Origin of the sequence: Mesorhizobium sp. YL-MeA3-2017 (assembly GCF_030814575.1) — a bacterium.
GTDB lineage: Bacteria > Pseudomonadota > Alphaproteobacteria > Rhizobiales > Rhizobiaceae > Mesorhizobium > Mesorhizobium terrae.
Genome location: NZ_JAUSVH010000001.1, coordinates 1,346,156 through 1,359,983, shown reverse-complemented (window position 1 = coordinate 1,359,983; position 13,828 = coordinate 1,346,156). Strand labels below are relative to the sequence as shown.

At 65.4% G+C, this 13,828-nt stretch carries 13 protein-coding genes; 6 read left to right on the top strand and 7 right to left on the bottom strand.

Features of this window, described 5'->3' with window-relative positions; genetic code table 11:
• Nucleotides 1-35: 35 nt before the first annotated feature.
• Nucleotides 36-1,235, bottom strand: a complete 1,200-nt coding sequence (gene carA, locus QFZ88_RS06350; protein WP_024923679.1) for a glutamine-hydrolyzing carbamoyl-phosphate synthase small subunit — start codon at nucleotides 1,233-1,235, stop codon at nucleotides 36-38.
• A 242-nt stretch (nucleotides 1,236-1,477) separates the two neighbouring features.
• Here carA and QFZ88_RS06345 point away from each other — a divergent pair, with 242 nt between their 5' ends.
• From QFZ88_RS06345 to QFZ88_RS06335, 3 genes are all read left to right on the top strand, one after another.
• Nucleotides 1,478-1,927, top strand: coding sequence for a GatB/YqeY domain-containing protein (locus QFZ88_RS06345; protein ID WP_024923678.1), 450 nt, complete (start codon nucleotides 1,478-1,480; stop codon nucleotides 1,925-1,927).
• Nucleotides 1,928-2,046: 119 nt separating this feature from the next.
• Nucleotides 2,047-2,421 (top strand): YciI family protein, encoded by a 375-nt coding sequence (locus QFZ88_RS06340; protein WP_024923677.1) that lies wholly within the window; start codon nucleotides 2,047-2,049, stop codon nucleotides 2,419-2,421.
• Between the two features lie 7 nt (nucleotides 2,422-2,428).
• Nucleotides 2,429-3,667: an RNA polymerase sigma factor gene (locus tag QFZ88_RS06335; protein WP_024923676.1), complete on the top strand. Its 1,239-nt coding sequence runs from the start codon at nucleotides 2,429-2,431 to the stop codon at nucleotides 3,665-3,667.
• A 7-nt stretch (nucleotides 3,668-3,674) separates the two neighbouring features.
• On the opposite strand, the gene QFZ88_RS06330 is transcribed toward QFZ88_RS06335, so the two are convergent.
• From QFZ88_RS06330 to QFZ88_RS06320, 3 genes are all read right to left on the bottom strand, one after another.
• Nucleotides 3,675-4,679 (bottom strand): polysaccharide deacetylase family protein, encoded by a 1,005-nt coding sequence (locus QFZ88_RS06330; RefSeq protein ID WP_024923675.1) that lies wholly within the window; start codon nucleotides 4,677-4,679, stop codon nucleotides 3,675-3,677.
• A 149-nt stretch (nucleotides 4,680-4,828) separates the two neighbouring features.
• Nucleotides 4,829-5,881: a GNAT family N-acetyltransferase gene (locus QFZ88_RS06325; RefSeq protein ID WP_024923674.1), complete on the bottom strand. Its 1,053-nt coding sequence runs from the start codon at nucleotides 5,879-5,881 to the stop codon at nucleotides 4,829-4,831.
• Nucleotides 5,882-6,229: 348 nt separating this feature from the next.
• A complete protein-coding gene (locus QFZ88_RS06320; protein ID WP_036254285.1) occupies nucleotides 6,230-6,694 on the bottom strand; it encodes a GbsR/MarR family transcriptional regulator in 465 nt (154 codons plus the stop codon).
• Nucleotides 6,695-6,926: 232 nt separating this feature from the next.
• On the opposite strand from QFZ88_RS06320, the gene QFZ88_RS06315 reads away from it, so the two are divergent.
• Entirely contained in the window at nucleotides 6,927-7,625 is a 699-nt protein-coding gene (locus QFZ88_RS06315; protein WP_244431122.1) for a methyltransferase family protein, read from the top strand.
• 22 nt (nucleotides 7,626-7,647) lie between these two features.
• Here QFZ88_RS06315 and QFZ88_RS06310 read toward each other — a convergent pair whose 3' ends face one another.
• The 3 genes from QFZ88_RS06310 to QFZ88_RS06300 form a co-directional block, all read right to left on the bottom strand.
• The gene (locus QFZ88_RS06310; protein ID WP_024923671.1) at nucleotides 7,648-8,835 is read right to left on the bottom strand and encodes an MFS transporter; all 1,188 of its coding nucleotides are present in this window, start codon (nucleotides 8,833-8,835) and stop codon (nucleotides 7,648-7,650) included.
• Nucleotides 8,836-8,945: 110 nt separating this feature from the next.
• A complete protein-coding gene (locus tag QFZ88_RS06305; RefSeq protein ID WP_024923670.1) occupies nucleotides 8,946-9,173 on the bottom strand; it encodes a DUF2061 domain-containing protein in 228 nt (75 codons plus the stop codon).
• Nucleotides 9,174-9,236: 63 nt separating this feature from the next.
• Nucleotides 9,237-10,901, bottom strand: coding sequence for a Na/Pi cotransporter family protein (locus QFZ88_RS06300; protein WP_024923669.1), 1,665 nt, complete (start codon nucleotides 10,899-10,901; stop codon nucleotides 9,237-9,239).
• Between the two features lie 393 nt (nucleotides 10,902-11,294).
• Here QFZ88_RS06300 and QFZ88_RS06295 point away from each other — a divergent pair, with 393 nt between their 5' ends.
• The gene (locus tag QFZ88_RS06295; protein WP_024923668.1) at nucleotides 11,295-11,705 is read left to right on the top strand and encodes an RcnB family protein; all 411 of its coding nucleotides are present in this window, start codon (nucleotides 11,295-11,297) and stop codon (nucleotides 11,703-11,705) included.
• Between the two features lie 154 nt (nucleotides 11,706-11,859).
• Nucleotides 11,860-13,803 carry a DNA primase gene (gene dnaG, locus QFZ88_RS06290; RefSeq protein WP_024923667.1) on the top strand — a complete coding sequence of 648 codons (1,944 nt, stop codon included), beginning with the start codon at nucleotides 11,860-11,862 and terminating at the stop codon, nucleotides 13,801-13,803.
• Nucleotides 13,804-13,828 lie beyond the last annotated feature (25 nt).

Here is a 13,828-nt window from a genome sequence, read left to right as displayed (position 1 = left end):
CTTTTTTCATTGCGTCATCAGTTAGCGCGGGCTGTTCAGCGCTCGGCCAGTGCCGGCTCGCCCTTGTTGGCGCGAATGAGGTTGGCGAAGCGGCGGAACAGGTAGTGCGAATCCTGCGGGCCGGGCGAGGCTTCCGGATGGTGCTGCACGGAGAACACCGGGCGGCCCTTCAGCGTGATGCCGCAGTTCGAGCCGTCGAACAGCGAAATGTGAGTCTCTTCAACGCCTTCCGGCAGCGACTTGGAGTCGACCGCGAAGCCGTGGTTCATCGACACGATCTCGACCTTGCCGGTGGTGTGGTCCTTGACCGGGTGGTTGGCGCCGTGGTGGCCCTGATGCATCTTCTCGGTCTTGCCGCCGAGCGCCAGCGCCAGCATCTGATGGCCGAGGCAGATGCCGAACACCGGGATGTCGGTCTTGAGCAGGTCCTTGATGACCGGCACGGCGTATTCGCCGGTGGCGGCAGGATCGCCGGGACCGTTGGAGAGGAAGATGCCGTCCGGCTTCATCGCCAGGATCTCGTCGGCACCGGTCTTGGCCGGCACCACGGTGACCTTGGCGCCGAGGCCGGCGAGCAGGCGCAGGATGTTGCGCTTCACGCCATAGTCGACGGCGACCACATGCATGGTGGGCTCGGCCTGTTCGCCATAGCCCGCGCCCCAGGCCCACGGTGTTTCCTTCCACACCGACGACTGGCCGGAGGTGACTTCCTTGGCGAGGTCGAGGCCGAGCAGGCCGGTCCATTCGGCGGCGCGACGCTTCAGGTCGGCGACGTCGAACTCACCGTCCGGCGCATGGGCGATGACGGCATTGGGCATGCCCTTCTCGCGGATCAGCGCAGTGAGTGCGCGGGTGTCGATGCCCGACAGCGCGACGATGCCGCGCCGCTTCAGCCACTGGTCGAGATGACCGGCGGCGCGGTAGCTGGAAGGGTCGGTGACATCGGCCTTGAAGATGGCGCCGACGGCGCCTGCGCGCGCGGCCGGGTTGAGGTCCTCGATGTCCTCGTCATTGGTGCCGATATTGCCGATATGCGGGAAGGTGAAGGTGACGATCTGGCCGGCATAGGACGGGTCGGTGAGGATTTCCTCGTAGCCGGTGAGCGCGGTGTTGAAGCAGACTTCGGCGACGGCCGAGCCGGTGGCGCCGAGGCCGCGCCCTTCGATGACCGTGCCATCTGCCAGCACCAGAAGGGCGGTCGGCTTTTCGGTGGTCCAGGGGGCAGTCGTGGCCATGGCGGCTCTCCATCAAGAGGCGGACAAGATGTAACCAAGCCGGCAATAGATTGCGCGCCAAAAAGCGCCGGGCAATCCTGCCCGCGCCAATCCATGTAACCAGTTTGGTTGCAAGGCCCTCCCATAAGTGAAGGGGCGGGCAGGGTCAATCGTTGCGGGCCGGGCGAAGGCGGGATTTGTGCCGCAAGCTTGTGATTTCGGCCGAAATGCCATTTATCAGGTCAAAACCAAGGAGCAGGACGATGCGCGAGAAGGTCACCGAAGAGGTCAAGGCAGCCATGAAGGCCGGCGACAAGTCGCGGCTGACCACGCTGAGGCTGATCCAGGCCGCGATCAAGGACCGCGACATCGCCAATCGCGGCACTGGCAAGGACGCGGCCAGCGACGACGAAATCCTGCAGCTGCTGGCCAAGATGGTGAAGCAGCGCGAGGAATCGGCCAAGGCCTTCGAGGATGGCAACCGACCGGAACTCGCAGCCAATGAGCGCGCCGAGATCGTCATCATCCGCGATTTCATGCCGACGCAGATGGATGCGGCGGCGACCGAGGCGGCGATCCGCGCCGTGATCGCCGAGACCGGTGCCGCCGGGGTCAAGGACATGGGCAAGGTGATGGCCGGCTTGCGCGAAAAATTCGCCGGGCAGATGGATTTCGGCAAGGCCAGCGGGTTGGTGAAGGGGCTGTTGGGCTAGGCTTCTTCGACTGCGCGGGCCGGCCGGAATTTTTTCCGAGAAAATTTTTCGGGCGATGTCGAATCCAGGCGACGGGGTTCGACAATGGGCGTCAACAACGCACCTGAAGGAGATGACCCGTGCGCTATATCTGCCTGATCTATTACGATGCCAGGAAGCTGTTCGACGGTAGCGCCGAATCCAATGCGGCCCTTGGCGAATGCGCCAACCATGACGAGAAGCTCAAGGAAAGCGGCCATTTCGTCACCGGCGAGGCGCTGGAACTGCCGTCGAGCGCGATGACCGTGCAGGTGCGCGACGGCAAGATGTCGTCCACCGACGGGCCGTTCATGGAAACCCGCGAGATGCTGGGCGGCATCATCGTCATCGACGCCCGCGACCTCGACGAGGCGGCCAGGGTGGCCAGCACCCATCCGCTGGCGCGCATCGGCGCCATCGAAGTGCGGCCGACGGTCGATTTCTCGTCGCCAATTCCCACGCTAGCCGACCTTTGAGCCTGCGGTGACCGACGCCAACGCACGCGCCGCCGTGGAGGCGGCCTATCGCGGCGAGAAGCGGCGCGTGCTGGCGACGCTGATCCGCCTGCTTGGCGGGTTCGAAGCGGCGGAGGAGGCCTTGCACGAGGCCTTCGCCACTGCTGCGCAACGCTGGCCGGTCGAGGGCGTGCCGGCCAATCCCTATTCCTGGCTGGTTTCGACCGGGCGCTTCAGGACCATCGACCGCTGGCGCCGGCAGGCAAGGCTCGCCGCTGCCATGCCGGACCTGACCGCGCTGGCCGACGCCACGGTCGAGACCGTGTTGCCGGAGGAAATCCACGACGACGAGTTGCGGCTGATCTTCACCTGCTGCCACCAGGCGCTGGCGCCGGACGCGCGCATCGCGCTGACGCTGCGCGAGGTGGGCGGGCTGACGACGGAAGAGATCGCGCGCGCCTATCTGGCGCCGGCACCGACGATCGCGCAACGCATCGTGCGGGCGAAGGCGAAGATCCGCGACGAGGCGATCCCCTATGAAGTGCCCGGCCGCGCCGAACTGCCGGCGCGCACCGAAAGCGTGCTCAAGGTGGTCTACCTCGTCTTCAACGAAGGGTATGCCGCGACCGAGGGGCCGGAGCTGACCAGGACCGATCTTTCGGCCGAGGCGATCCGGCTCGGCCGGCTGGTGGTGGGCCTGCTCGACGAGCCGGAGCCGCTCGGGCTGCTGGCGCTGATGCTGCTGCACGAATCCCGGCGCGCCGCGCGTGTCGACGCCACCGGCGACCTGGTGCTGCTGGAAAATCAGGATCGTTTGTTGTGGGACAAAAGCCTGATCGCCGAAGCCTTCGGCCTGATCGAGCGCGCCTTCGCCATGCGCAGGGCAGGGCCTTATCTGCTGCAGGCGGCGATCGCGTCGGTCCACGCCGGCGCGCCGAGCGTCGATGAGACCGACTGGGCGCTGATCGTCGGGCTCTATGACACGCTGCTGCGCGTCGACCCTTCGCCGGTGGCCGCGCTAAACCGAGCCACCGCTATCGGCAAACGCGACGGGCCGGCGGCAGGCCTGGCGGCGGTGGAGGCAGCGCTTCGCCAGGGCGGTCTCGACAGCTATCATCTGGCGCATGCGGCGCGGGCCGACATGCAACGCCGGCTCGGACAAACGGAGGCAGCGCGCGCCTCCTATCGGCGCGCGCTGGAACTGGCGCGGCAACCGGCCGAGCGACGGTTCCTCGAGGCACGGCTGGCGGAACTCGGCGGAAGCTGAGGCCCACCTATCCGCCCTGTTTGACGATCCACTCCGGCGGTTCCTTCTCGGTGCTGCCGTCGATCTTGATGGTGTTGTCCCTGGCCCAGCGGTAACCCCACATCGGGCCGAATTTGGTCGCGGCTGTCAGCGGCTTTTGGTAGGCGGGGTCGGCCTGCGCCGCCTCCAGCGTGGTGAAGCCGTATCCGGCCTCTTCGAAGAGGGTGAGGATGCGGTCGAGGGTGACGGCATTCAGGCGATTGACATGCAGGAGCATGATCGCCGGCGGCTCGTAGCCCAGCACCTGGCGGTTGAGGTTAGCATAATAGACGATCTGTTCCCGAGTGTGGTCGAGATAGGCGGCGACGATACGTTCGGTCGTCGCCTTGTCCTTGGCGGCGAGCGCCTTTTCATAGGCGCGGTCGAACAGATAGTCCGACGTGTCGATGGTCGAGGCGGCAAGGGTGTAGCCGTGTTTGGCAGCGAGTGCGGCAATCGCCTCCTGCTTCTCGGGCGTGTTGCCGAGGTGGTTGTAGGGGAAGCGCAGGAAACGCGGCTTCCGAGCGGCCGACCGGAACAGGAAGGGGCCGATGCTGCGTTCGCCATCGACGATTTCCTTCTCGATCGCGGCCAGGTCGAGCGCGTTGCTGTCGGCATGGGAAAAAGTGTGGTTGCCAAGGTCGAGATTGGCGTCGACCCATTCCTTCAGGATTTCCTGGCCAAGCGGGCCGATCTCCTCGACGCGTTTTTCAACGACGAAGCCGGTGGCCGGGGTATTGTGCGCCTTCAGCGCGCCGAGAATGTCGCGGTTTGCCTGCCGGACGGCGTCGAGCGTCGGCGGCACCGGTGCCTCGGGATCGGCTGCATTGGCATGCGGCAGGTCATCGAAGGTGATGGCGACGGTGCGGGCGGCGGGCTGTTCGGCAGCCTCGGAGCCGCCGGGGCCGCACAGGGATACCAGGGCGAAGCCGAAGAGGATCGCGGCGGCGGCGCCAAGCCTGCCCTGGGTAATTGTCTTTTCCGTCTCGGTCATCGCTCTTCTCAGTGTCCCGTTCGTCGGTTGTCGGCCGCGTATTGGGACAGCTTCATTGCGCCTGCATTGCAATGCGAAGGGGCATGTTCGATGGCGGAGCGGTCGGGATACCGCGCCCGTTCAGGCGCGGTATCCCTTGTCATGAGCGGTCAGTCGGTCTCGGCCGCGCGCTGTCTCTCGACGATGGCCTTGAAGGCGGCATCGCCGGTCAGACCCTGCAGCGCCCAATAGTCCTCCAGCCATTCGGCCTCGCCATCCCAGCCGCCGTCGACAAGCCGTTCAAGGCTGGCAAGGGCGCGCGTCCGGTCGCCGAGGAGAGCCCAGGCGCCGGCGGCATGGAAGTTGTACCAGCCGATCGTTTCGGCGGCCGCTTCCACATGACGGGCCCAGTCGAGGCAGGTGTCACGATCGAGGTCGCCGACATTCTCGGCCGGCAAGCTGCCGCTATAGGCAACGTGACGGTCGAGCTCGACCAGTCCGATCTGGCGCGCGACGGCAAGCGAGCCCCGGTTGGAGGCGTGCGAATGCCATTCGATGTCAGCGATGCCGCGGCGTAGGCATTCCGCGACCGCGGCTGCCGCCGCCGCCCGGCCGAGGCCGAGACGGCGGTAATCGGGCTCAGTGCCGACGCCGAGTTCGCAGCGGCTGGCGGCGACGCTGTCGGACAGGCAATGGCTGACCACCTTGCCGTCATGCAGCACGCAGAAGCCGACACCCTCGTCCAGGAAGCGCTTTTTGGAGCGCCACTGGCCGATGCCGTCCAGCGCATCTGCGGCGCCGGGCACGGTGTCGAGCAGCGAACGGCTGATCCGCCTGAGACTGAAGCCGTCGGGCAGCGGCGGCGTGGCGGGGAGCGGGGATGAGCCGGACGCAAGGCCCATGCGCACCCTGGGATGCGGCCGCGCGAAGGGGTTGGCCCAGACTTCGCCGAGGAGGTCCGTCCACGGCTCTTCCGCGAACAGATAGGCCCAGGCCGGAATGCGTCGCTTCAAGGCGCTGAAGCGGCGCCGGTCGGGCGTGCCGGCCAGGAAATAGCCGTCGCCGGCGCTCAGCAGCGCGATGGTCGGCGCTGTCCTGTCGTCCACCCACAATTCGGCGTCGGTAACGCCCTCCAGTGCCGCGACGACCGCGACATGGATGGCGGCAAGGTCTTTCAGAAGGGGTTGAGCGGCCGCAAAGGCCTTTCGCTCGAGTTTTTGCATGAATGTGCAATCCAATCAGGGCGCCTCGTGGCGAGGTCGCCCATATCAAACAGAGAAGAAACGGCAGCGCCGTTCCCGAAGAAGCCGGCATCAGCCCGCCGGCGCCTGGCGCGTGGTGCTGTCATGCTGCTACCTCTCTGTTCAGGTGGCCGGAACGGCCAAGGGATTGCAAAGGGCCGCTCCGCGATCGGCGAAGCAGCGGAACGCGGTGCGTCGGCCGCCGATTTGTTTTTCGAATATGGCGGATCGGAGGCGGCCCAGTCCTGTTTCGCAAAGCTCATGGAGAGGCGATTGGAGGCGTTGGCCATCGCCTCGCCGACTGTCGCGGTTGCCGCTGTTCGAATTGAATTAGGCGTTGCCGTTCCGACGCTTGGCGCTCATGGCGCGCAACATCTCGTCCATGGCGTCGCGCGCGGCGAGGTTGACCCTCGCCATATCCTTCAGCCGCGCCTTGATCTTGTCGGAAGGACTGGCCTCTGCGCCCTTCAGCAGCTGATTGGCCAGCGCTTCGAGGAGCCGGTTCTGCTGGCCGAGCATCTCCTCGTAGTTTTCAGAAACCTCGTAGAGGATGCGCTTGGTGCCGCGAATGCTGCGGCGGCGGGCGAGGGTGTATTGTTCCAGGAGGCGCGCGGCGACGCTGGCGCTGCTCTTGCTGATTTCGAGATCGGCCGAAATGCGGTCGAGATCGACGGCGTCCGGCATCAGGAGCAGATAGCCGTAGAGACGCGCAGCCGTCAGCGGCACGCCCCAGGGCACGAAAAGCCGGGCGATGTCGTCGATGAAGCGTTGCTGATCCGCGTCCATAATTGACATATTCGATATTTTCCGAATATACTTGATTTGCTGAAAATTTATACCGGTTCGGCCGGTTCACGGCAATCCGGCCCGCGGCGCAGCCTTTCCCCGCGACGGTACGGTATCCCTGGAGGCATCCCATGTCCGGCCCACCCGTAGCTGAAGCGCGTACGCGGGCGTTTGCCCGTGTCATCGGCCCTTTCGTATTGCCGCGCCACGCGGCGACGGCTCGAGGCAATGAGGTGGTGAGATGACGCTGGACGAAAAAAGCGGGCGGACCATGCTCGGCTATTATCTGCAGTTGACGCTCTGGACCCTGTTCCTCGCGGTGGTCACTTTCCTCGCCGCCGGAACGCTTGCCTATCCGGGCGGCTGGGCGATGATCGTGCTGTTCGGCGGCGGCGGTGTCGTCATGGTCGCGTGGCTGTCGCGCCGCAGCCCGCAATTGCTGCGCGAGCGCATGAGCCCGCCCATCCAGAAACATCAGGAAAGGTGGGACAGGATCTGGCTTTCGCTGTTCATCCTGGCGTTTCTCGTCTGGTTCGCCTTCATGCCGTGGGACGCCGCGCGCCGGGATTTTACCGCCGTGCCGCTTTGGCTGCAGGCGGTGGGCGGGCTGCTGATCGTGGCCAATTATGCCGGCACCTTCTGGACCTTCAATGCCAACACCTTTGCCGCGCCGGTGGTGAAGATCCAGGAAGGGCAGACGGTGATCGACACCGGCCCCTATGCGCTGGTGCGCCATCCCATGTATGCGAGCGCGTTGCTGCTGTTCCTCGGCATGCCGCTGCTGTTCGGCTCGTGGAGCGGCCTGTGGGGCACGGCGGTGCTCGGCATCGCGCTGGCCTGGCGCAGCGTGCGCGAGGAAACGGTGCTGCGGCGCCAATTCGCGAACTATGACGACTACAGCCGCCGCGTGCGCTACCGGCTGGTTCCGCTCGTCTGGTAATGCAGGCGGGGCCTGTCCGGCCTTATTCCGCGGCGCCTGCAGGCAAAGGCGGCCTGATGCCGCTGCGGCGCTCGGCGGTGTAGGAGATCAAGGCCACGGCAACGCCGACCACCATGGCGGCGGCGCCCAGCACCGGCAGCGCGCGGTAGCCGTAACCGGCACTCAGCATCACGGCACCGACGGAGGAGGCGAGGGCGATGCCGACATTGAAGCCCGAGGGGATCAAGGACGAGGCAAGGTTGGAGGCATCCGCCGTCCACGACAGGATGCGGGCCTGGATCGGTGCGCCGATGGCGAAGTTGAGCGCGCCCCACAGCGTGATCGCGACCACCATCGGCAGTGGGTTCGGGCTGACCGCGTAGATGACGGCAAGCATCACCGCCTGCAGGGCGAACAGGGTGATGATCGAGGGCATCAGCTTCCAGTCGGCCAGCCGTCCGCCGACGAAGACGCCTATCGTGGCGCCGACGCCGTTGAGCAGCAACACCCATGGCACTTGCGCCTTGCTGAGACCGGTGACCTCCTCAAGGAAGGGCGTGATGTAGGTGTAGAGCGTCATCTGGCCCATCATCAGCATCAGCATCAGGATGAGCGAGGTCCACACCTGCTGGCGTCCCAATGCGCGCACCTCGCGCGCCAGGCCGGCCGACTTGGTCGAGGCGCCGGTGGTGCGCGGCAAAAGGGCGGCTATCGCCAAAAGCGAGACGACGCCCAGAATGCTCATCACCCAGAAGGTGGCGCGCCAGCCCCACAGATTGCCGATTGCCGTGCCGACCGGCACGCCGATGATGTTGGAGACGGTGAGGCCGGACAGGACCAGCGCGATCGCCATGCCGCGCTGTTCGGGGCGCACGAGGCTGACCGCAACCACCATGGCGACGCCGAAATAGGCGCCGTGCGCCACGGCGACCGCGACGCGCAGCGCCAGCATGGACAGGAAATCGGGGGCGACGGCGCAGGCGACCTGGCCGACGGTGAAGGCGATGGCCAGCGCGATGAGCAGCGCCTTGCGCGATACTTTCGATGTCGCCAGCGTCAACAGCGGGCCGCCGATGGCGATGCCCAAAGCGTAGCCGGAAACCAGATAGCCGGCGCTCGGCACCGAGACGCCGAGCCCCTCGGCCACCTGCGGCAGCACGCCGGCAATGACGAATTCCGTCGTGCCGAAGGCAAAAGCGGCCAGGAAAAGGGCGATCAGGGGAAGAGGCATAAGGCGGACCGGAAGCGCTATGGGATTGGCCACAGATCACGGCACGTGCCGCCGGGCAATCGATAAATTATGGATCGGACTTTAGATTTTCTTGATGGCGGCGATCGCCCTTACGGCACCGCTTCGGGCGCCGTGCCAGGTTTGCGGCCATAAGGAATGCGTAGCCAGGCCCGCTCGTGCAGGTAATAAAGGATCGATTTCGTCACCACTTCGGTGAGCCCGATGGTTGCGGCGAGCTTGATGCTGCGGGTGATGATCAAGGACAGCACGATCGTGTCGATGGTGCCGGTAACGCGCCAAGAGATGGCCTTGGCGAAACTGCGTGAATGCGTGTCCAATCCCGTCTCCTCCCGAGGATCGAGCCAAGCTAGCGTGACGAAGGGCGGCGCCGCAACCTTGCGTTACATCGCCTTGAGGCGGGAATCGCTGAGCAGGCCGCGCTTCTCCAGCACCGGATAGGTCATGGAGGCGAGCAGCGAGTTGATCTGCTTCAGGTCGCGGATGGTGTCGAGATGGATGGAGCTGGTCTCGATGGAATTGGGCGAACCGTCGCGCAGGCGCTCGAAATGGGCGCGGCTGGTTTCTTTCTCGCGGTCGCGCAGCCGGTCCTTCTCTTCGACGATCTGACGGGCGGTCTCGGCGTCGCTGGAGATCAGCACGTTGAAGGCAAGCCGCGCATTGGCAAGCACCGAGGCGTGGAAGGCAGTCAATTCGCGCCAGCCTTCCGGCGTGAACTCCAGGCCGCGCTCCATCTTTTTGCGCACCAGCGGCAACATGTTGCGCACGATGATGTCGCCGACCTGCTCCAGCTTGACGCAGGCGCCGATCAATTCCTGGCAGCGCAGCGCCTCGTCCTCGGTCAGCGAATTCTTGGTGACCTTGGCGAGGTAGAGCTTGATGGCGGCGTGTTTCTGGTCGACGCGGTCGTCGAGCGCGGCGAGCGCCCGGATCTTGTCCTCGTCGGCCTGTTCATAGAGGTCGATGACACGCTTCAGCATGATCTCGACGGTCTCGCACACCCGTACCACTTCGCGCGTGGCGTTGGCCAGCGCCTGGGACGGCACGTTGAGCGCCGCCTCGTTCAGCGCCGAAAGCTCCGTCACCTGGAAGGCTTCGGCCGGCTGCGGCTTGGCGCCCAGTGCAACGATCTTTTCCGAGGCGCGGTAGACGAGGCCGGCCAGCGGCAGGCCGGCCAGCAGGATAATGATGTTGAACAGGATATGCGCGTTGACGATCTGGTCCGGCACGGTCGAGCCGAGGAAGGCGATCGGCGGCTTGAAGCCGAGGAACAGCGTCAGCATGACCAGCGAACCGAGGCCGCGCATCAAAAGATTGCCAACCGGCACGACACGCACGCCTGGCTCGGCATTGCGGGTGAGCAGCGGCGCGATGATGGAGGAGCCGAGATTGACGCCCAGCACCAGGACGATGCCGAGTTCCGGCGGGATGAAACCGCGTCCGGCCAGCGTCGTCATCAACAGCACGGCGGCGATCGAGGACTGGAACAGCCAGGTGGCGAGTGCCGCCAGAAGATAGGCGGTGACGGGGTCGCCCTTGAAATAGTCGATGATGACCGGCAGCAGCTGGCTTTCGCGCAGCGGTTCGGAGGCTTGGCCGATCATCCCCAGCGACAGAAGCAGCAGGCCGACGCCGATCAGGATGCGGCCGACCTGGCGCCAGTCGCGCCGCTCGGTGGCCATGAACATGACGGTGCCGGTGATCAGGCAGATCGGCACGATCAGCGACAGATCGAAGGTGAGCAGCTTGACGACCAGCGCCGAGCCGATCTCGGCGCCGCGCACGGCGAGTTGGCCGGCCATGCCCGAGACGATGCCGGCGCCGGCGAAGGAGCCGACCAGGAGCGTGACGGCGGTGGAGCTCTGCAAGGCGATGGCGAGCGCGGTTCCCGCAAGCACCGCCAGGATCGGGTTCTGCATGGTGCCGCGCAGTTTCAGCCGCAGCACGTCGCCATAGGCGCGCTCGACGCCGGTCTTGACCATGCGGGTGGCAAACAGCATCAGCGCCACCGCGCCGGCCAGATGCAGGAGCACGACCGAGCCGCTCAACGGTGGCTTCCCAGCATGGCGCGCGCGCCACGGAACGGCCCGCGGGCATTTGCAGGCGGCCATTTGATCGATGGGGCCGAAGCGGTGTCGGCTCGATGTGAAAAGGCGCGGATCATAAGGCTTACATATAGGCCCAACTGTCGGGTTTTACATTAGCCGGATAATAATTTCCTGTTGACTTCGGCGCGCTTCGACAAACGGCGGCTTGTGTCGGATTTGGACATGAAAGCGGGGCGGGTGCACGCCTGCCGTGAAATCCCGCGGGATTCCGTCCGATTTCGGACGCCTGGATCAATGCCTTGGTTTCATTACATAATTGTAATTTCGACATTCAGTTTGAGTTCATGTTGCGAACCCTAATTCTCTCGTGTGAACAAACGAGGAAACACAATCATGAAACGTCTTATTCTTTCCGCGATGGCGGTTTCGATGCTGGCGGTGTCGACATTGCAGGGTTTCGCCGCGCCGGTGGCGGTGCCAGCCGCGCCACGCTCCGACGTCACCCAGGTCCAGTGGCAGGAGCCGATTCGCAAGGATCGCCGTTATGACGATCGTTATGACCGGCGCTACGACCGGCGCACCGTCGAAAAGCGCGTGATCATCCGCAAGGAAGTGGTGCGCGAGCCGCGCTGGAAGGCCGGTCAGCGTTACGGCGACTGGCGCCGCTACCAGGGCATCAAGGAATATCACCGCTACGGCCTGCGCCGCCCCGGCCCCGGCCAGCAGTGGATCCGCGTCGGCAGCGACTATCTGCTGGTCGGCATTGCCACCGGCCTGATCGCAGGCGCCATCGCCGGGCGCTAAGGCGCCATCGTCTTAGAGAGCAAAAAGGCGGCCCGGGGGGGGCGCCTTTTCCTCGTCGAGACGGGAACGGCCTGTGAAAACCGGGTATGCCGCGCATTGGGGGTCGTCTGGCGCAGCGCCAGCGACTATATCAAAGACAAACGAGCTTCCGCCCATGCGCTTCCCGCCAACCTTTCTCGACGAGATACGAGACCGCGTTCCGATCTCCTCGCTGATCGGCATGCGCGTGTCGTGGGACAGGAAGAAGACCAACGCGCCGCGCGGCGATTTTTGGGCGTGCTGCCCGTTTCATGGTGAAAAATCGCCGTCGTTCCACTGCGAGGACAAGAAGGGCCGCTACCATTGCTTCGGCTGCGGCGTTTCGGGCGATCATTTCCGTTTCCTGACCGAACTCGACGGCCTGAGCTTTCCAGAGGCGGTCGAACGCGTCGCCGACATGGCCGGCGTGCCGATGCCGGCGCGCGACGAGCAGGCGGAGCGACGCGACAGGCAGCGCGCCAGCCTGACCGACGTCATGGAAATGGCGACTGCCTTTTTCCAGGAGCGGCTGCAAGGCTCGGAAGGGGCCAAGGCGCGCGCCTATTTGCGCGACCGCGGGCTGACGCCGGCGACGCAGCAGAGCTTCCGGCTGGGCTATGCGCCCGACAGCCGCAACGCGCTGAAGGAATTCCTGGCCTCCAAAGGGGTCGACAAGGCGCAGATCGAAGCCTGCGGCCTGGTGGTGTTCGGCGACGATATCCCGGTCTCCTATGACCGGTTCCGCGACCGCATCATGTTCCCGATCCCGGATTCGCGCGGCAAGATCATCGCTTTCGGCGGGCGCGCCATGTCGGCCGATGTCTCGGCCAAATATCTGAACTCGCCCGAGACCGAACTCTTCCACAAGGGCAATGTGCTCTACAATTTCGCCCGTGCCCGCAAGGCGGTGGCGCGCGGCGGCACGGTCATCGCCGTCGAAGGCTATATGGACGTCATCGCGCTGGCGCAGGCCGGCTTCGAGAACGCCGTGGCGCCGCTGGGCACCGCGCTGACCGAAAATCAGATGGAACTTCTGTGGCGCCTGTCGGGCGAACCGATGCTGTGCTTCGACGGCGACGCCGCCGGCCTGAAGGCGGCGTGGCGGGCGGCCGATCTCATCCTGCCTTCGATCCAGGCTGGCCGCACGGCGCGCTTTGCGCTGCTGCCCGAGGGCAAGGACCCCGACGATCTGGTCAAGGCCGACGGTCCGGACGCCTTCCGCGCGGTGCTGGCCGAAGCGCGGCCGCTGGCCGAGCTGATCTGGATGCGCGAGACAGCGGGCGGGGTGTTCGAGACGCCCGAGCGGCGGGCGGAACTGGAAAAGACGCTGCGCGAGATCACCAGCCGCATCCGCGACGAAAGCGTGCGCTATCACTACCAGCAAGACATGCGCGAGCGCGTCCTGACCTTCTTCGGCCAGCGCGCCAGGCCACAGCGCCAGGGCGAACGCGGAAAAGGTGGAGGCAGGCAGGGCGGCGACAAGCAGGGTGGCCAATGGTCACGCGGCGGCCAGGCTCAAGGGCGCAGTCCGATCACCGAAAGCCTCGGCCGTTCGGCGATCGTCAAGCGCACTGGCGAGCTGATGTCGGTGCGCGAGGCAACGGTGGTGGTGGCGCTCGTCAACCATCCGGCGCTGATCGACGAGAATTTCGAGCATGTCGAATTCCTCGACCTCGCCAACAGCGATCTGCGCCGGCTGCACGCCGCGCTGCTCGATGCGCTGGCTCACGAACAGGCCAACGATCGCGTGGCCATCATCGCCATGATCGAGCGTACAGGCTGCGCGGATGTGTGGGAGCGCGCGGTGGCGCTGATTCGTCGCACGCGGCAGTGGCCGGCGCTGGAGAACGCCGCGATCGAGGATGCCCGCGACGCTTTCAACCAGGTGCTGCACTTGCACCGCAGCCAACGCACCTTACATAGGGAGCTGAAGCAGGCCGAGGCCGCACTTGCCAGCGATCCAACGGAAGAGAATTACCGGCACCTGGTCGAAATCCAGGCGCAGTTTCGCGACGTGCAGGCCACGGAAGCTTTGATCGAAGGGTTCGGCGTTTCCTCCGGCAGGGCCGGTCGAGCGTGAACCAAAGACGCAGAAGGGGCTATTT